This window comes from Pontitalea aquivivens, assembly GCF_046507575.1.
Lineage (GTDB): Bacteria > Pseudomonadota > Alphaproteobacteria > Rhodobacterales > Rhodobacteraceae > Pontitalea > Pontitalea aquivivens.
This window is the reverse complement of sequence record NZ_JBKFEY010000002.1, coordinates 68,836-86,091: the sequence shown is the minus strand read 5'-3', so window position 1 is coordinate 86,091 and position 17,256 is coordinate 68,836. Positions and strand designations below refer to the sequence as shown.

Below are 17,256 nucleotides of genomic sequence, written 5' to 3'. Positions count from 1 at the left end.
CGGGGGGCAGCCATGATTCAGACGCCTTACTATCTGATCGACAAATCGCGCCTGCTTTCCAACATGGAAAAGATCGCCGCACTGCGCGAAGCCTCGGGCGCCAGGGCGCTGCTGGCGCTTAAATGTTTCGCCACCTGGTCGGTTTTCGATTTCATGCGCGATTACATGGATGGCACCACATCGTCCTCGCTGTTCGAGCTGCGTCTGGGGCGCGAAAAGTTCGGGCGCGAAACCCATGCCTATTCCGTCGCCTGGGCCGATCATGAGATCGACGAGGCGATTGGTTACGCCGACAAGATCATCTTCAATTCCATCGGCCAGCTGGACCGTTTCGCCGACAAGGCCGCGGGCATCGAACGCGGGCTGCGGCTGAACCCGCGGTTTTCGACCTCGGGATTTGACCTGGCCGATCCGGCCCGCCCCTTCTCGCGCCTGGGCGAATGGGATGTGGCCAAGATCGAAAAGGTCATCGACCGGATTTCCGGCGTCATGATCCACTACAACTGCGAAAACGCCGATTTCGACCTGTTCGACCAGCAACTGACCCGGATCGAAGGGGAATTCGCAGGGGTTCTGTCACGGCTGAAATGGGTCAGCCTGGGCGGCGGCATCCACTTTACCGGCGAGGGTTATCCGCTGATGAAACTGGCCGCGCGGCTGAAGACCTTTGCCGAGAAGTTCGGCGTGCAGGTCTATCTGGAACCGGGCGAGGCGGCGATCACCAATTCCACCACGCTTGAGGTGACGGTGCTGGACCTGCTGGACAACCAGAAGAAACTGGCCATCGTCGACAGCAGCATCGAGGCGCATATGCTGGACCTGCTGATCTATCGCCAGCCTGCCAGGCTGCCGCAGAATGGCCCACACGAATACCAGATCTGCGGCAAATCCTGCCTGGCCGGCGATATCTTTGGCGATGCGCGCTTTGACACACCCTTGACGATCGGCAGCCGCATTTCGGTGCAGGATGCGGCGGGCTACACGATGGTCAAGAAAAACTGGTTCAACGGCGTGGCCATGCCCGCCATCGCGATCCGGGAACTGGACGGAACCACCCGCCTTGTCCGGCAATTCGGCTATGAGGATTACGCCTCTAGCCTGTCCTGAGGGCGCAAGCCCCCTTCCCCTGTCCTGTTGAAAAGGAGACAGCCGAAGTGAAACGTAACGTGCTCATCATCGGTGCCGGTGGCGTGGCGCAAGTCGTCGCCCATAAATGCGCGCAGAACAATGACGTTCTGGGCGATCTGCACATCGCCTCGCGCACGAAGGCGAAATGCGATGCAATCATCGCAAGCGTTCATGCAAAGAACGCGATGAAGGTGCCGGGCACGTTTCAGGCTCATGCGGTCGATGCAATGGACACCGCCGCCGTGGCCGATCTGATCGGCAAGACGGGCGCGCAAATCGTGATCAACGTGGGCTCGGCCTTCGTGAACATGACCGTGCTTGAGGCCTGCATCGAAACCGGCGTGGCCTATATGGACACCGCGATCCATGAAGATCCGGCCAAGATCTGCGAAACGCCACCGTGGTATGGCAACTATGAATGGAAGCGGCGCGAGGCCTGCAAGGCCGCCGGCGTCACCGCGATTCTGGGCGTCGGCTTTGACCCCGGCGTGGTGAACGCCTACGCGCGGCTGGCGGAAAACGAATTCCTCGATACGATCGACAGCATCGACATCGTGGACATCAACGCCGGCAGCCACGGCAAATGGTTCGCCACGAATTTCGACCCGGAAATCAACTTCCGCGAATTCACCGGCACGGTCTATTCCTGGCAGAACGGCGGCTGGCAGTCGAACAAGATGTTCGAAGTGGGCAAGGAATGGGATCTGCCCGTGGTCGGCAAGCAAAAGGCCTACATGACCGGCCATGATGAGGTCCATTCGCTGGCCGCGCGCTATCCGCAGGCGGATGTGCGCTTCTGGATGGGCTTTGGCGATCACTACATCAACGTCTTCACCGTGCTGAAGAACCTGGGCCTTCTGTCCGAAAAGCCGGTCAAGACCGCCGAGGGGCAAGAGGTGGTCCCGCTCAAGGTTGTCAAGGCCGTCCTGCCCGACCCGGCCAGCCTTGCGCCGGACTATACCGGCAAGACCTGCATCGGCGACCTGGTGACGGGAACGAAAGACGGCAAACCCGCCAAGGTCTTCATCTACAACGTCGCAGACCACAAGGAAGCCTACGAAGAGGTCGGCAGCCAGGGTATCAGCTATACCGCCGGCGTACCCCCGGTCGCCGCCGCGATACTGATCGCCAAGGGCACCTGGGATGTGGGCCACATGGCCAATGTCGAAGAACTTGACCCCCGCCCATTCCTGGAACTTCTGGGTGAAATCGGCCTGCCGACCCGTGTGATCGACATCGACGGGACCGACCGCACTATCTGAAATGACAACGCCGCCCGAAAGGGCGGCGTTTTCCGTGGTGACCCCGGCAGAACAGGCGAACCGCCAAATCGATCAAGAGATGCAGGGGACACTATTGCCAGGCCCGAAGTCGCGCAGGGACCAAGATGCACCGCGTGAAATTGCTCGTCCAACACCTGAGCGGACGGGATTTCGACCGTCAGGTGGCCAAGTTCGCGGTGCGTGCGCCCCCCACTCACCACGCTCGGCACGCCCTATCACCAGGCCACAGGACAGGTCTGTCCGGGGAAAGGGGAACTCCGCCCATCAGCCCGTTTGTGAAACAAGGCCGCTGAGGTCCAGAAGCTGCAAATCCGGCCTGCAAGAAAATCCTTGTCCATCGTGTTGGAGATCGCGACCTTCAGGTAGGAGATTGCGCCCTTGCCAAGGCCAAGCTGACGTCATGCCTTTTGATCAACCCAAAGAACTGCCAGCGCGTCATGCCCTCGGAAAGGCCACCGTGCGCCAGATGCCGCTTCATGACAGCGCCTCTTTTCTGGGCGCCCACTCTTTTGCGAGGCTATGAGCGTCGGGAAAGCCGGATGCTTTCACATGAACTTTGCCCCCGGTTTCGGTTGCCGCCGCGCCTGGGTTTTCATTTGGCCCACACCGGGGCAGCGATCGCGTGATGAGCGGCCGCTTTGCGGGACAAAGCTGCCCACCAGCGCGCATCTTCCCGGTGATCTTCCATCAGAGAAGGGAGCGGAAAACCTGCGCATAGATCGACCAGGGCTGCCGTCAGGATCTGGCGCGCATCATCCGGGCGGGTCTCGCTGATTGCTGTGCAGAGGTCTCTTGCCCGGTCGATCCGGAGCATGTATTCTTGCTTCTGAAGCGTGGCTATTTTTCCATTGGCCCGTTTCTTAAGATCCGCCCCGATTGCGACCGCCATCGCATCAGGGCTTTTCTTTTCCGGATAACCTGAGCGCTGCGATTCTGACGGTATCTGTGACGAACCACAGAAACACGACGCCATATGGCCACCGTCGATCGCATGCAAGTCGTTGATTTTGTTGGTGACCCCGACAGGATTTGAACCTGTAACCTGCCCCTTAGGAGGGGGCTGCTCTATCCAGTTGAGCCACGGGGCCACGATCTCCTTATCGCGGGCAATTGCGCGCCATGCAACCGCAATGCAACCGCAAGTCCGTCGATATGCTTGCGTGGTTAGTGCCACATTGGTCCGGTCGTCCGCAAGTGTGCCGTAACCCGCCAGACACTGGCGGTTATCGCTAACAGTACCGGATCGCGGCGCTTGCGCAGGGGAAAGTTTTGGCGCTAAACCTTGTGAAAGCCCCCATCGAAAGGTGCCCAGCGTGTCCCGTTCCCCCGCCGATTCCCGCCGAGCCCTGACGCTGCGCGATGTTTCTGAAGCGTCGGGCGTATCGGAAATGACGGTCAGCCGCGTGTTGCGCAACCGTGGCGATGTGTCCGATGCCACGCGTGAAAAGGTGCTCGAGGCGGCGAAGGCGCTGGGGTATGTGCCCAACAAGATCGCGGGCGCGCTTGCCTCGCAGCGGGTCAACCTGGTGGCGGTGATCATCCCGTCGCTGTCGAACCTGGTCTTCCCCGAGGTTCTTACCGGGATTTCGAAAGAGCTGGAAGATACCGGACTGCAGCCGGTGGTTGGGGTCACCAACTACGCGTTGGAAAAGGAAGAGACGGTTCTTTACGAAATGCTGTCCTGGCGTCCCTCGGGGGTAATCATCGCGGGACTGGAACATACGGATGCCGCGCGCGCCATGCTGGAAAACGCGGGCATCCCGATTGTCGAGATCATGGATGTCGATGGCAAGGGCATCGATTCCGTCGTCGGCATCTCGCATCGCCGGGCCGGGTTGAAGATGGCCGAGGCAATCGTTGCCGCCGGATACCGCCGCATCGGCTTTCTGGGCACGAAGATGCCCGAGGACCACCGCGCGCGCAAACGTCTGGAAGGCTTTAAAGAGGGGCTGGAGGCCGCGGGTCTGTCCCTGGCCGATCAGGAATTCTATGCCGGCGGGTCGGCGCTTCTGAAGGGACGCGAGATGACCGAAGCGATCCTGAAACGCAGCCCCGACCTTGATTTCCTGTATTACTCCAATGACATGATCGGTGCAGGTGGGCTTTTGTGGTGCCTGGAAAACGGCATTGATGTGCCCAATCAGATCGGTCTTGCCGGGTTCAACGGCGTCGACCTGCTGGAGGGCCTGCCCCGCCGTCTGGCCACGATGGACGCCTGCCGGCGCGAAATCGGCCAACGTGCCGCCGCGATCATCGCGGGTCGCAGCCCATCGGGCCTGATCGGCGGCGAGATCATCGAACTGCAGCCCGTTCTGCAGCCCGGCGACACGATCCGCGAACCCTGATCGCGCCCACAAACCACCCGGGATCAGCGCTTGGCATTCCAGCTGATCGAATTGTACTGGCGGGTATAGAATTCCCCCATCAGACCGATGACCATGAACGCCATCCCGACATAAAGCGGGTAGGTCACCGATGAAAAATGCGGGCTGTAGTTGATAAAGGTGAAGCCGCGGGCCTGATCGATCATGTGAAACAGCGGGTTCCAGTCGAACATGCCCAGCATGAAGGCCGGCAGCATGTTGGCCACGAACATCTTGCCCGAGGCGAACATGTTGGCGCGGATGTAGATCAGCTGGACAATTTGCACGGCTTCGGGCGCCCAGGGCTTCAACGCCATGAAAACCAGGCCTATCGCGACCCCGGTGAACCAGGCCAGCAGCACCATGCCCATCGCGGCAATCGGATTTTCAATCTCGATCGGGTTAAAGCCCGCATGATAGATGTAAAGCACCACGACCATGGACAGGATCTGCAGGTAAAGCGCGCCCAGCGCCGCCGAAGCGATGGAAACCGCGGTGGTCATCGGGCCATGTTTCATCATCGGCGACGTGGACCCCTCGGCCGTTGTGACGGCCGTCAGCGTCTTGGTGTGGGTCATGTAAAGAAAGATCCCGCTCATGATATACAGCAGGAAATCCCCCCGGATCGCCACGCCGCGCATCCCTAGGATGTCAAGCATGAAATAGAACACCAGCACCAGCATCACCGTCTGCAGCATGTTCAGCAGCAGCCCGATCACCGCATTGCCATGCGTCTTGCGCACCGATCGCACGGTGGCGTGATAGATCAGCTCCAGCAGGGCGAAGCCCGACCCAAGCGTGGAATTGCTGCGTCTTGCCTTGAACATCGCGTCCGGTTCCCGCCGTGAAAGGCTGCGTCTTGCCCAGTGTCGCCCGGAAAACTTGCCGTTCCCTTGACGCGCGATCATAAGGGGAGGCAACAGTCATGGCAATCCGGCCGCATGCGGCCAGGACAGGAGAGGAACATGGATCACGATCGCCTTGTCACCGTCATGCGCCGTCTGGCGCTGGAAGCGGGGGACCGGATCATGCAGATCTACAATGCCCCCGATTTCGAAGTCCGCGTGAAATCCGACGCCAGTCCCGTGACCAAGGCCGATGAGACCGCCGATGCGCTGATCTCGGAAGGGCTGGCCGAGGCCTTTCCGCAGATTGCCCTGGTAACCGAGGAACAGGCCGCCAGCCACGGCCAGACCGCTACCACCTTCCTGATCGTCGATCCGCTGGACGGAACCAAGGAATTCATCCAGCGTCGTGGCGATTTCACGGTGAACATCGCCTATGTCGAAGACGGCATTCCGCTGCGCGGTGTCGTCTATGCCCCGGCCAAGGGGCGGCTGTTCTACACCCTGGCCGATGGCCGCGCGGTCGAAGAAACCGGTCCATTCGACAAGGACGCCATCGGCGAACAGAGACCGATCACCGTTTCGGTGCCCGACAATCGCGGGCTGATGATCGTTGCCTCGAAATCGCACCGTGATCAGGCGACAGATGATTACATCGCGCATTATGCGGTGCGCGACATGACCTCGGCCGGGTCGTCGTTGAAGTTCTGCCTGGTGGCGACAGGCGAGGCCGATCTGTACCCGCGCCTTGGCCGCACCATGGAATGGGACACCGCCGCGGGCGATGCGGTGCTGCGCGGCGCGGGCGGTGAAATGGTGCGTTTTGACAACCACGGCCCCTTCACCTATGGCAAGCCCGGTTTCGAAAACCCCTTCTTCATTGCCTATGCGCCCGGCGTTCTTCTGGTGAAATGATGTCCGTCCTGATCGTTATCCCCGCCCGCTATGCCTCGACCCGCTATCCGGCCAAGCCGCTGGTTGCGCTGACGGGGGCCACGGGCCTGCAAAAGACCCTGATTCAGCGTAGCTGGGAGGCGGCAATGGCCGTGCAGGGCGCCGATCGCGTCGTCGTCGCCACCGATGACGACCGCATCGCCGATCACGCCAGGGCCTTCGGGGCGGATGTGGCAATGACCTCGCAGGCCTGCCAGAACGGCACCGAACGCTGCGCCGAGGCGCTGGCAAATCTGGGGGGCGGCCATGACATCGTGGTCAACCTGCAAGGCGATGCGCCCCTGACACCCGCCTGGTTCATCGAGGATCTGGTGGCTGGCCTGCGCGCCAACCCCTGGGCCGAACTTGCCACCCCCGTTCTGCGTTGCGAAGGCGCGATGCTGGCCTCGCTGCGCGAAGATCGCGCGCAGGGACGCGTGGGCGGCACCACGGCGGTGTTCGGCGCAGGCAACCGAGGCCTGTATTTTTCGAAAGAGGTGATCCCCTTCACCCCCACCAGCTATGGTCCCGCCGATCCGACGCCGGTGTTTCACCACGTCGGTGTCTATGCCTACCGCCCCGACACGCTGGCCGCCTATCCCACCTGGCCCACAGGCCCGCTGGAAACGCTGGAAGGGCTGGAACAGCTGCGCTTTCTGGAAAACGGCCGCGCCGTCCTGTGCGTTGAGGTCGAGGCCCGTGGCCGCCAGTTCTGGGAATTGAACAACCCCTCGGACGTGGCGCGGATCGAGGCCATGATGGCCGAGATGGGGCTGGAATGACGCAGGCCGCTGCGGCGCGATGCAGCGTGATCGTCGTATCGCGCCACCGCCCGCAGCACCTGACCAGATGCCTTGCCGGGATTAGCCAGCTTGACCATCCCGACTTTGAGGTGATCGTCGTCGCCGATACGGCGGGCCTTGCGGCGACCGGCGCTCTGCCGGTCAAGCGCGTGGCCTTCGACCAGGCCAATATCTCGGCGGCGCGCAATGCCGGGCTGGCGGCGGCGGCGGGCGCGGTGGTGACCTTCATCGATGACGATGCCGTGCCCGAACCCACCTGGCTGACCCGGCTGTGCGCGCCCTTTGGCGACGCCGCCGTTGTGGCTGCGGCGGGCTTTGTGCGCGGTCGCAACGGCCTGTCGTTCCAGTGGAAGGCGCGAACCGCCGATGCCCTTGGCCAAAGCGTTGCGCTGAATGTGAATGAAACCGCAACCACCCTGCATCGTGGCCAGCCGGGACGGGCAATCCGCACGGAAGGCACGAATTGCGCCTTTCGGCGGGATGTTCTGGCGCAAATGGGCGGGTTTGATCCGGCCTTTCGGTTCTTTCTGGATGAAACCGACGTGAACCTGCGCCTTGCGGCATCCGGGCAGATCACCGCCATCGTGCCGGGCGCCCAGGTGCATCACGGATTTGCCCCCTCGGCGATCCGGGCCCCCGACCGCGCCCCGCGCGACCTGCACGAAATCGGCGCCTCTGCCGCGGTGTTCTGGCGCAAGCACGCCGCACCCGGGATGGATCTGTCGTTGGCAGAGCGCAGGCTGATCGCATCGGAACGAGCGCGGCTGATCCGGCACATGATCGGCGGCGGGCTGGAACCGCGCGAGGTGCCGCAGATATTGCACAGCCTGCACGACGGCCTCGCCCAAGGCCGCATGCGACCGCTGAACACCCTTCCGCCGCTGCCCGAACCCACATCGCCCTTCCTGCGGTTCCCTGCCACGGCCCGTCCCGGCCGGGTGATTTCCGGGCGCATCTGGCAGGCCCGCGCCCTGCGCCGCGCCGCCACCCGCGCCGCAGCCGAAGGCGCGATCGTGACCCTGATCCTGCTGGAGCCCTCGGCGCGACCGCATCGGATGCGCTTTGATCCGGCCGGATACTGGGAACAGCGCGGCGGCATCTGGGGCCCGGCAGACCGGCAGGAACCACTGCTGCGGATGATCGGCTTTGGGGCGCGCATCCGGCAGGAAACCGCCCGCATCGCCGCCCTGCGTCCGGTAGGGGCGGAACCGGCATAAATTTGCCAAAGTCTTGAAATATCCGGCCATCAAGCCGCCGCAAACCCCGCCGCCCATTCACCGCGTTCATGGGTGTCTATTGAGTTTCCGGCGCGTTCCAGACTAATGTCCGGCCGCCCGGGCCCTTTGCCCGGCCTTAATAGGTGAATTATGAAACGCAAGGTCACAAAAGCGATTTTTCCTGTTGCCGGGCTTGGTACCCGCTTCCTTCCCGCCACGAAAGCGATCCCGAAAGAGATCATGACGCTGGTTGACCGCCCCCTGATCCAATATGCGATCGACGAAGCGCGCGCCGCCGGTATCAAGGAATTCATCTTCGTCACCTCGCGCGGGAAATCCGCGCTTGAAGATTACTTCGACGTGGCGCCGGAACTGGAAACCGCGCTGCGCAAATCCGGCAAGACGGCACTGCTGGAAACGCTGAAAACCACGAACATGGATTCCGGCGCAATCGCCTATGTGCGCCAGAACCAGCCGCTGGGCCTTGGTCATGCGGTGTGGTGCGCGCGCCGGCTGGTTGGCAACGAACCCTTCGCCGTGATCCTGACCGATGACGTGATCGCGGCCGAAAAACCCTGCCTGCAGCAGATGATGGAAGCCTATGCCGAAACCGGCGGCAGCATGGTTGCCACGATGGAAGTGCCGCGCGAAAAGACCTCGTCCTACGGGATTCTGGATGTCGCCAACGACATGGGCGCCATCGTCGAGACCCGCGGCATGGTGGAAAAGCCCAAGCCCGAAGATGCGCCGTCGAACCTGGCGGTTATCGGCCGCTATATCCTGACGCCCAATGTCATGCAGCATCTGCACAAGATGAAGACCGGCGCGGGCGGGGAAATCCAGCTGACCGACGCCATCGCAGCGGAAATCGCCGCGGGTGAAAAGGTCTATGGCTATCGCTTCCGCGGGCAACGCTATGACTGTGGTTCGAAAGCGGGGTTCCTGCAGGCGACCGTGGCCTTCGGCCTTGCGCGTGAGGATCTTCGGGATGAATTCTCGGATTACCTGTCGGACCTGATGTCGATGCGTTCTGCGGCCCAGTAACCGGATGGCAGATCACGTTCTGGTCACGGGCGGGGCGGGCTATATCGGCGCGCATGCATGCAAGGCGTTGAGGGTGGCCGGCTATGTGCCCGTCACCTTCGACAACTTGTCCACCGGCTGGCATGAGGCGGTGAAGTTCGGCCCCTTCGAGGAAGGCTGCCTGACCGACCGCGCACGTCTGGATGAGGTGTTCACCCGCTGGAAGCCCGTCGCGGTGATGCATTTCGCCGCGCTCAGCCTGGTGGGTGAATCGATGAAGGACCCGGGCAAATACTGGCGTGGAAATGTGCTGGCCTCGCTGAACCTGATCGAGGCGGCCTGCGCGGCGGGTTGCCTGGATTTCATCTTCTCATCGACCTGCGCGACCTATGGCGATCAGGACGGGGTGATCCTGGATGAAGCCACCCGTCAGATGCCGATCAACGCCTACGGCGCCTCGAAACGCGCGATCGAGGACATGCTGGCCGATTTTGCCGGATCGCACGGCCTGCGCCATGTGATCTTTCGCTATTTCAACGTGGCCGGCGCCGACCCCGAGGCCGAGGTGGGCGAGTTCCATCAGCCCGAAACCCATCTGATCCCGCTGATGCTGGATGCGATCGACGGCAAGCGCCCGGCGCTGACCATCTTTGGCACCGATTATCCGACGCCCGATGGAACCTGCATCCGCGACTATGTCCATGTCTGCGATCTGGCCGACGCCCATGTTCTGGGGCTGGAATGGCTGCGGGCGGGCAAGGAATCGTCGGTGTTCTGTCTTGGCTCGGGCAAGGGGTTTTCCGTGCGCGAGGTGATCGATCAGTCTGCCGCCGTCACCAACCGCCCCGTTCCGATCACCGAAGGCGCGCGGCGGCCCGGCGATGCGGCGGTTCTGGTTTCGGGGTCCACCCGGGCCGAACGTGACCTGGGCTGGCGGCCGAAACGGTCGGACCTGCGCGCCATGATCGCCGATGCCTGGCGCTGGCATCAGACCGGCGGATATGGGCGCTAGGCCAGCATCACGGCTGCTGGACATCACGCGGCTTGTGTCGCGTGTGGGCCAAGGCCCACTGACCGGCGTCGACCGGGTCGAGGCCGCCTACCTTCGGGCGCTGCGCGCAGCGCCAGTGCCGCTTTATCTGCTGTGCCGCACCGCCTATGGCTTTCTGCTGCTGCCCGGGGCGGCGGCGGAATTCCTGTTCGCCGGTCTCAGCGCGCCGGACACCCTGCCACGTGCCAGCCTGATCGACCGGCTGCGTGGTCGCGGCGGGCCGCGCCCCCGGCTTGAGGCGGGTCTGCGCGCGCGGGCCCTGGCACGCGCCCCCCATGCGCGGTTGGCCGCCCTGGTGGGGCGCAACCTGCCCGCGCCGGTCAGCTATATCAACGTGGGCCAGACCACGGTGCGCCCGAACACGCTGGCGCGGCTAAAGCGGGTGCCCGGCCTGCACATCGCGGTGATGATCCACGACACCATCCCGCTTGATTTCCCGCAATTCGCCAGCAGGTCCGAGCCGGAAAGGTTCCGCGCCGCGTTCGACGCCGTTCTGACCCATGCCGATCTGGTGATCTGCAATTCCAATGCCACGGCCGCCGACGTCAGGCGCCATGTGCGCGGCCGAACCCCGCCGCTGCTGGTGGCGCATCTGGGGCTTGATGTGCCACAGCCTGCCCCCGATCTGGTGCCCGCCGATCTTGACCTGCTGCCGCAGTATTTCGTCACCATCGGCACGATCGAGCCGCGCAAGAACCACGCCCTGCTGCTGGACGTGTGGGAAGACCTGCTGGCCCGGATACCCGCGGATCAGGCGCCACGCCTGCTGATCCTGGGCCGGCGCGGTTGGCGCAATGAGGCGCTGTTCGAACGGCTGGACACGGCGCCCTATATGGGCCGGGTCGTGCATGAACTGCCCGACCTGCCCGATGGCGCGGTTGCCGCCCTGCTGACCGGCGCGCGCGCCCTGCTGGCCCCCTCGCTGGCCGAGGGGTTCGGCCTGCCCACGCTTGAGGCGGCAGCGCTTGGCACCGCCGTGATCGCAACGCCACTGCCCGCAACAAAAGAACTGTTAGGCGCGGCAGCCATTTACCCCGAATCACCGGATCGATATGCTTGGGGCGCGGAACTCCTTCGGATGATCAGCCAGGGCCCACAGGATCAACCTGATCATGGCACAATCGCCGTGCCCAGTTGGGAAGACCATTTCAACAAGGTCTTTACCTTGATCTGACAAGATGTTCCGCGTGTGAATGTGCCGTATCGGTTCGAAAGGGTGTGGTTGCGTATCAGGGAAAAATATCGCCTGCGACTTCGGCGCAAGCGTCTTTTGATCCGCGCTTTCCGGAAAAGGCGTGAACTTACCGCGTTTTGCGACCGCACCGCGATGATCGCGCGCAAGGATATCCTGCTGTTCGCCACCCTGCGCAACGAACGCATCCGCCTGCCCTATTTCCTGGATTATTACCGCAGCCTTGGGATCGGGCATTTCCTGATCGTCGACAACGGGTCAGAGGATGGCAGCGCGGACTATCTGGCGCAGCAGCCCGATGTCTCGGTCTGGCGGACGCAGGCCAGCTACCGGCGCGCGCGGTTCGGGATGGACTGGATGAACCGGCTGTTGCGCAAATACGGCACAGGCCACTGGACGCTGACGGTCGATCCGGATGAATTCTTCATCTACCCCTTCTGCGATACCCGCCCGCTTGAGGCGCTGACCGACTGGCTGGATACCTATGACATCCGGTCCTTTCCGGCGATGCTGGTGGACATGTATCCCAAGGGCCCGGTCGATGCCGTCCCCTATGCCGAGGGCCAGAACCCGTTTGAGATTGCCTGCTGGTTCGATAGCGGGAACTATATGATCTCAAAGAACCCCGAATTGCAGAACCTGTGGATACAGGGCGGACCGCGCGCGCGCGTGTTCTTTTCCGACCGGCCCGCCGAGGCGCCCTCGCTGAACAAGATCCCGCTAGTGAAATGGGAACGCGGCTTTGTCTATGTCAGTTCAACCCATTCGCTTTTGCCGCGCGGGCTTAATGCGGTTTATGACGAATGGGGCGGCGAAAAGGCCAGCGGTTGCCTGTTGCATGCCAAGTTCCTCTCGACGCTGACCGACAAGGTCACCGAAGAACTGACGCGCAAGCAGCATTTTGCCGGATCGCGCGAATACCGCGCCTATGCCGAACGGATACCGGAAAGACCGGACCTTTGGTGCAAGTGGTCCGAGAAATACATCAACTGGCGCCAGATGGAAATTCTGGGCCTGATGTCCAAGGGCAACTGGGCATGAGGGCGCGCGGATGACGGTCGGCTTCATCATGATGTGCCACACGGCCCTGCACCGTGCCGCCCAGGTCGCCCGCCATTGGGCCGAAGGTGGCGCGCCGGTGGTCATCCATGTCGATCAACGCGTCCCCGCGCCCGAATTCGCCGCCTTTGCCGAAAGCCTGGCCGATCTGCCCATCGTCAGCTTTTCGCAACGGTATCGCTGTGAATGGGGCACCTGGTCGCTTGTCGCGGCCGCGCAATCCGCCGCCGAGGACATGCTGGCCCGCCACGCCAATGTGCGCCATGTCTTTCTTGCCTCGGGATCCTGCCTGCCGCTGCGCCCGCTAGAGGAATTGCGCGCCTATCTTGATGCCCGGCCCTATACCGATTTCATCGAAAGCGTCACCACCGCCGAGGTGGAATGGACCGTCGGCGGCATCGACATGGAACGCTTTACCCTGCGCTTCCCCTTTTCCTGGAAGAAGCGTCGGCGCCTGTTCGACGGATATGTCCGGCTACAGCGCCGCGTGGGGTTCAAGCGGACCATCCCCAAGGGGATCGTCCCGCATCTGGGCAGCCAGTGGTGGTGCCTGACCCGCCAGACGCTGAGCGCGATCCTGCAAGACCCGGAACGCCCGCGCTTTGACCGCTATTTCCGCAAGGTCTGGATCCCGGATGAAAGCTATTTCCAGACGCTGGCCCGGCTTTATGCGACCTCAATCGAAAGCCGGTCGCTGACGCTGTCGAAATTCGACTTTCAGGGCAAGCCGCACATCTTCTACGATGACCATCTGCAGCTTCTGCGCCGGTCGGATTGTTTCGTCGCGCGCAAGATCTGGCCCCGCGCCGACCGGCTTTACGATACCTTCCTTACGCCCCGCCCCCGCGCGGATGTGCTGACAGAACCGAACCCGTCCAAGATCGACCGCCTGTTCGCCAAGGCGGTGGAACGGCGAACCCGCGGACGGCCAGGTCTTTACATGCAAAGCCGCTTTCCCTGGCAGGACCGCGAAAATGGCAAGACATCGGCACCCTATTCGGTGTTCCAGGGCTTTTCCGAGCTGTTCGAAAATTTTGATGGCTGGTTGTCCAAACATGTGGGCGCGCGGGTGCATGGCCATCTGTTCGCCCCCGACCGGGCGGAATTCGCGGCCGGCGAAACCGTCTTCAACGGCGCCCTGACCAACAGCGCGACATTGCGCGACTATAACCCCAAGGCGTTTCTGACAAATCTGATCTGGAATGCCCGCGGCGAGCGGCAGTGCTTCATGTTTTCGCCCCGCGATACGCAGGCGCTGAACTGGTTCATGGTCACCGATCCGAATGCGCAGATTTCGGTCATCACCGGGGCCTGGGCGATCCCGCTGTTTCGCGCGAACCAGAACTTTGCCACGATCCGCCGCGAAGCTGCGCGCCTGCAGCAGATTGAAATCGAGCAGATGAAGATCCTGCAATCCATGTATGTGAAAGCCCGTGTGCGGATCTGGACCCTGGCCGATTTCATCGAAACCCCGATGGAGCCGCTGCAGGCCATCATCGACGAAATCAGCCCCCGCGCCCTGCGCCGCCTGACCGAGGCGCCGCAAATGGTTGACCTGACGGGCTTTGGCCGGTTCCTTCAGAATCTCAAGAATCAGGGCATGCAGCCACGGCTGATGGGTGACTTCACGGTCAACGATGCCTTGCCCGCCCAAGGCCTGCGCCGCAGGCGCCCCTATGTCGTAAAGTGATCCGATGGCGCGGTTTGAAAGCTTTGTCCTGCTGGCGGAAATGCGCACCGGGTCCAACCTGGTCGAAGCGGCGCTGAACCGCCTGCCGGGCGTGACCTGCCACGGCGAGGCGTTCAACCCCGTAATGATCGGCTATCCCGGCACATCCGCGCTGCTGGGGCTGACCCTGCAGGAACGCGATTCCGACCCCTTTGCATTATGGGCCCGGATCGTAGCGGCGGACGGGCTGAACGGCTGCCGATATTTCCACGATCACGACCCCCGCATGCTGGACGCACTGCTGTTTGACCGATCCTGCGCCAAGATCGTGCTGACCCGCAATCCGGCGGAAAGCTATGTCAGCCTGCAGATCGCCCGCGCCACCGGCCAATGGAAGCTGCGCGATGCCCGCAACCGCGAAGCCGCCCGCGCCCGCTTTGACCCGCAGGATTTCGAAGACCACCTTGGCATGCTGCAGGGGTTTCAGCTGCGCATCCTGCGTGCGCTGCAGATATCGGGCCAGACCGCCTTCTATCTGGATTATGAAGATGCGCAGGATCTTGGCGTTCTGAACGGGCTTGCCGCCTGGCTTGGGGTCGAGGGCCGTCTGGACAGCCTGCCCGACACGCTGGTGCCGCAAAACCCCGAGGCGCTGGAAGAAAAGGTCGAGAATTTCGCGGATATGGAGGCCTCGCTGGCGCGGCTTGATCGGTTCAACCTGTCGCGCACCCCCAATTTCGAACCGCGGCGCGGGCCCAATGTGCCGGGCTTTGTGGCCGCGGCGGATGCGGGGCTTTTATACATGCCGATCCGGCCGGGCCTTGATGCGGCGCTGCGCGACTGGCTGGCATCCCTGGGCGGGGGCGGTCTTGCGGAAAGCTTTTCGCAAAAAACCCTGCGGCAGTGGCGTCGCGCCCACCCCGGTCATCGCAGCTTTACCGTCCTGCGCCACCCGCTGCTGCGCGCCTTTCTGGCCTTTGAGACCTTCGCCGCCAATCCCGCCATGACCGATCAGCGGCAGGTTCTGGGCAAACACTATGGCATCGACATCCCCGACGGGCAGGTACCGGCGTCCACCACCGATCATGGCACGGCCTTTCTGGCCTTTCTGCGCTGGCTGAAACAGAATCTGAACACGCAGACCAGCCTGCCGGTCAACCCGCTTTGGGCCAGCCAGTCGGTGGCGCTGCAGGGGCTGGCGCAGATATCCCCGCCCGACCTGATCGCGCGCGAAGACCGGCTGGCCCGCGACCTTGATCATCTGGCGCAGGCGGCCGGTGTCACCGCGCCACCCTTTTCCGCAGAACCTGACCCCGCAGCCCGGCGTCTGGCCGATATCTGGACCCCCGAAATGGAAAGCGCCGCGCGTGAGACCTATGCGCGCGATTTCATCCAGTTCGGATTTACGGATTGGCAGGCTCAGGCGACCTGAACGCCGGTCGCATCGGTCAGCACCGCATGCAGCGCGGCAGGGTCGCTGTTGGCACGCAGCTTGGCGCAGGTTTCGCTGTTGCGCATCGTGCGCGACACCAGCGCCAGCGCCTTCAGGTGTTCCACGCCGGAATCCTTGGGCGCGAACAACGAAAACACAAGGTCCACAGGCTGGCGGTCCACCGCGTCGAAATCCAGCGGCTTTTCCAGCCGCAGGAACACGCCTACGACCTGGCTAAGCCCATGCAGGCGGGCATGCGGCAGGGCAACGCCATGCCCCACGCCCGTCGGCCCAAGGCTTTCGCGTTCCTGCAGCGCATCCACCGTTTCGGGCGCATTCAGCCCGTAGACTGAATGCGCGATTTCACCAAGATCCTGAAAAAGGCGCTTCTTGCTCGTGATATGTGCCAGGACCTTGACGGCCGCCGGCTTGAGCAGATTGGAAAGTTCCATGAGTCCTGTCACTTCCGCGCCCAATACAGGCGCTTATTTGCTGTTGCGCGGGTCGATCCAGCCCACATTGCCATCATCGCGGCGGTGGACAACGTTGACACCGCCATGTTTTTCATTGCGGAAGACAAGCAGCGGCGCACCGGCCAGTTCCATCTGCATCACCGCCTCGCCGACCGACAGGGTGGGAACCTTGGCTTCCATCTCGGCAACGATGACGGGGGCCAGGCTGGTGCCGTTGTGCTCTGTCTCATCCTCTTCTGCGGCGAGCACATACATCCCCGCCGGGCCGAATTCAACAGGCTCCACCCGGTCGCGGTGATGGTCCTTCAGGCGGCGCTTGTGGCGGCGCATCTGCTTGTCCATCTTTTCGCGGCACGATTCAAAGGCGGCATAGATTTCCGTCGCGTGGCCTTTGGCCGTCGCGGTCAGGCCGGTGGACAGGTGCACCGTCGCCTCGCAAAGATATTCATGCGCATTGCGCGAAAACACCACGATCGCATCCGTCGGGCGCTGGGCGTATTTTTCCACCGTCTCGCCCAGTTCGGATTTGACATGGGTTTGCAGCGCTTCACCGACGTCAAGCTGTTTTCCGCTGATCTGGTAACGCATGGCTTCTCCTTCACGTGTATGGCCAAGCCCGAGCCTTGCATGGCGCGGATTTCGGACCGGTTAAATTCGGAAAGGGCGTGATGGGCACAATGCCTGACGGCTGCCGGGAATCGTGCGGCGCGGTCGCTCTGGCAAGGGGGCGGTGTTCACGCATTTGTCTTATTTGGGAACGGATCGGCGGGGGTGTCAACGGCCAT

At 62.8% G+C, this 17,256-nt stretch carries 16 protein-coding genes, 1 tRNA gene and 1 pseudogene; 13 read left to right on the top strand and 5 right to left on the bottom strand.

Annotation, left to right across the window (positions count from 1 at the left end; translation table 11 throughout):
- Positions 1-12: 12 nt before the first annotated feature.
- The 3 genes and pseudogenes from ACK8OU_RS03975 to ACK8OU_RS03965 all read left to right on the top strand — a co-directional run.
- Positions 13-1,107, top strand: a complete 1,095-nt coding sequence (locus tag ACK8OU_RS03975; protein WP_410302093.1) for a carboxynorspermidine decarboxylase — start codon at positions 13-15, stop codon at positions 1,105-1,107.
- A 47-nt stretch (positions 1,108-1,154) separates the two neighbouring features.
- A complete protein-coding gene (locus tag ACK8OU_RS03970) occupies positions 1,155-2,390 on the top strand; it encodes a saccharopine dehydrogenase family protein (RefSeq protein WP_410302092.1) in 1,236 nt (411 codons plus the stop codon).
- A 104-nt stretch (positions 2,391-2,494) separates the two neighbouring features.
- A pseudogene (locus ACK8OU_RS03965) lies at positions 2,495-2,704 on the top strand (hypothetical protein); the annotation flags it as partial.
- A 299-nt stretch (positions 2,705-3,003) separates the two neighbouring features.
- Here ACK8OU_RS03965 and ACK8OU_RS03960 read toward each other — a convergent pair.
- Positions 3,004-3,300: a hypothetical protein gene (locus ACK8OU_RS03960; RefSeq protein ID WP_410302091.1), complete on the bottom strand. Its 297-nt coding sequence runs from the start codon at positions 3,298-3,300 to the stop codon at positions 3,004-3,006.
- Between the two features lie 122 nt (positions 3,301-3,422).
- Positions 3,423-3,499, bottom strand: a tRNA-Arg gene (locus ACK8OU_RS03955).
- Positions 3,500-3,724: 225 nt separating this feature from the next.
- Here ACK8OU_RS03955 and ACK8OU_RS03950 point away from each other — a divergent pair.
- Positions 3,725-4,756: a LacI family DNA-binding transcriptional regulator gene (locus tag ACK8OU_RS03950; RefSeq protein ID WP_410302090.1), complete on the top strand. Its 1,032-nt coding sequence runs from the start codon at positions 3,725-3,727 to the stop codon at positions 4,754-4,756.
- A 23-nt stretch (positions 4,757-4,779) separates the two neighbouring features.
- Here the strand turns inward: ACK8OU_RS03950 and ACK8OU_RS03945 are convergent, their stop codons facing one another.
- Entirely contained in the window at positions 4,780-5,601 is an 822-nt protein-coding gene (locus tag ACK8OU_RS03945; protein WP_410302089.1) for an ABC transporter permease, read from the bottom strand.
- 138 nt (positions 5,602-5,739) lie between these two features.
- On the opposite strand from ACK8OU_RS03945, the gene cysQ reads away from it, so the two are divergent.
- The 9 genes from cysQ (at position 5,740) to ACK8OU_RS03900 (ending at position 15,998) form a co-directional block, all read left to right on the top strand.
- Positions 5,740-6,534 (top strand): 3'(2'),5'-bisphosphate nucleotidase CysQ, encoded by a 795-nt coding sequence (gene cysQ, locus ACK8OU_RS03940; protein ID WP_410302088.1) that lies wholly within the window; start codon positions 5,740-5,742, stop codon positions 6,532-6,534.
- Positions 6,534-7,334: a 3-deoxy-manno-octulosonate cytidylyltransferase gene (locus tag ACK8OU_RS03935; protein WP_410302087.1), complete on the top strand. Its 801-nt coding sequence runs from the start codon at positions 6,534-6,536 to the stop codon at positions 7,332-7,334. Before cysQ ends, ACK8OU_RS03935 begins: the two co-directional genes overlap by 1 nt.
- Positions 7,331-8,572, top strand: coding sequence for a glycosyltransferase family 2 protein (locus ACK8OU_RS03930; protein ID WP_410302086.1), 1,242 nt, complete (start codon positions 7,331-7,333; stop codon positions 8,570-8,572). Before ACK8OU_RS03935 ends, ACK8OU_RS03930 begins: the two co-directional genes overlap by 4 nt.
- Positions 8,573-8,722: 150 nt before the next feature.
- Positions 8,723-9,616 carry a UTP--glucose-1-phosphate uridylyltransferase GalU gene (gene galU / locus ACK8OU_RS03925; RefSeq protein WP_410302085.1) on the top strand — a complete coding sequence of 298 codons (894 nt, stop codon included), beginning with the start codon at positions 8,723-8,725 and terminating at the stop codon, positions 9,614-9,616.
- A gap of 4 nt (positions 9,617-9,620) precedes the next feature.
- The gene (galE, locus tag ACK8OU_RS03920; protein ID WP_410302084.1) at positions 9,621-10,607 is read left to right on the top strand and encodes a UDP-glucose 4-epimerase GalE; all 987 of its coding nucleotides are present in this window, start codon (positions 9,621-9,623) and stop codon (positions 10,605-10,607) included.
- Complete coding sequence (locus ACK8OU_RS03915) at positions 10,597-11,820, top strand: glycosyltransferase family 4 protein (protein WP_410302083.1); 1,224 nt, start codon at positions 10,597-10,599, stop codon at positions 11,818-11,820. Before galE ends, ACK8OU_RS03915 begins: the two co-directional genes overlap by 11 nt.
- Positions 11,821-11,892: 72 nt before the next feature.
- Positions 11,893-12,879, top strand: a complete 987-nt coding sequence (locus tag ACK8OU_RS03910; protein ID WP_410302461.1) for a glycosyltransferase family 2 protein — start codon at positions 11,893-11,895, stop codon at positions 12,877-12,879.
- A 10-nt stretch (positions 12,880-12,889) separates the two neighbouring features.
- On the top strand, positions 12,890-14,587 hold the full coding sequence (locus ACK8OU_RS03905) for a DUF5927 domain-containing protein (protein ID WP_410302082.1): 1,698 nt from the start codon (positions 12,890-12,892) through the stop codon (positions 14,585-14,587).
- A gap of 4 nt (positions 14,588-14,591) precedes the next feature.
- Complete coding sequence (locus ACK8OU_RS03900) at positions 14,592-15,998, top strand: nodulation protein NodH (RefSeq protein WP_410302081.1); 1,407 nt, start codon at positions 14,592-14,594, stop codon at positions 15,996-15,998.
- Here ACK8OU_RS03900 and ACK8OU_RS03895 read toward each other — a convergent pair.
- Positions 15,986-16,450 carry a PTS sugar transporter subunit IIA gene (locus ACK8OU_RS03895; RefSeq protein ID WP_410302080.1) on the bottom strand — a complete coding sequence of 155 codons (465 nt, stop codon included), beginning with the start codon at positions 16,448-16,450 and terminating at the stop codon, positions 15,986-15,988. The genes ACK8OU_RS03900 and ACK8OU_RS03895 overlap by 13 nt on opposite strands.
- Positions 16,451-16,483: 33 nt before the next feature.
- A complete protein-coding gene (gene hpf, locus ACK8OU_RS03890; protein WP_250044302.1) occupies positions 16,484-17,059 on the bottom strand; it encodes a ribosome hibernation-promoting factor, HPF/YfiA family in 576 nt (191 codons plus the stop codon).
- Positions 17,060-17,256 lie beyond the last annotated feature (197 nt).